Here is a 741-nt window from a genome sequence, read left to right as displayed (position 1 = left end):
GGCGCTGTTGACGATGGCCAGGCCGCGTCCGAGCAGAGCCCGCTCGACCGTGTTGAGGACGGTGAGGTGGGCAACGGGTTGCCAGGTGCGGGTGGGCGGCGGCGTGGGGACCTCCGCAATCCGGCTGCGGTTGACGGCCTGAGAGCCGCAGTGCAGCAGGAGGTTGCACCGGGGTTGGGGATGGACGGTGGCCGCCGGTGCGGGCGGTTCCAGTAATGTATGGATCATGGTTCGGGTTTCCTTTCGGTTGGTGGTTATTAGTTGGGTTCGGGTTGTGGGTTTTGTGTGGTTGGTTTTGGAAAGCAAAAAGCGCCGCCCCGGAGGGACCGGGACGGGGCTGTATTGAGTTTTGGATACACGCATCCCTGACCGCCTCAGCGGTAGGGGTGCTCGCGCTCGGGGTACTCGGGGACGAAGGGAGAGCGCCTGATAGCCCCCACGGCGTAGCCGATGGATCCGATGAGGATGGCCACGGAGACGACGAGGAAGGGGCTGAGGACCTCCCTGGCCTCATCGACGGCCCCGACGGCCAGCGGGCCGATGAGGGTGCCGAGGGTGTAGCAGCTCAGTCCGACGAGCAGCAGTCGCAGGATCAGGTTCACGGTTGTCCTTTTGTTTGAGTTTGGCCTGGGTGATGAGGCTCGCTCCCCAGATCAGGGAGCAGAGCACCGACGAGCCCCCGAGGACTCTTAAGGCCCCGGCGAGGGGCCCGAAGTCCACCGGAGGCGGCGAGGCGGGTGG

Annotated in this window: 1 protein-coding gene and 1 pseudogene; both read right to left on the bottom strand. The window is 65.7% G+C overall.

The features are described 5' to 3' along the window. A pseudogene (locus H5P28_RS17795) lies at positions 1-228 on the bottom strand (hypothetical protein); the annotation flags it as partial. 146 nt (positions 229-374) lie between these two features. Beyond that, positions 375-602, bottom strand: coding sequence for a hypothetical protein (locus tag H5P28_RS17790; RefSeq protein ID WP_185677045.1), 228 nt, complete (start codon positions 600-602; stop codon positions 375-377). Positions 603-741: the final 139 nt, after the last annotated feature.

The sequence above is a fragment of the Ruficoccus amylovorans genome, from assembly GCF_014230085.1.
Lineage (GTDB): Bacteria > Verrucomicrobiota > Verrucomicrobiia > Opitutales > Cerasicoccaceae > Ruficoccus > Ruficoccus amylovorans.
Note: the sequence above shows the minus strand (reverse complement) of the source record. Positions and strands in the feature narration are given on the sequence as shown.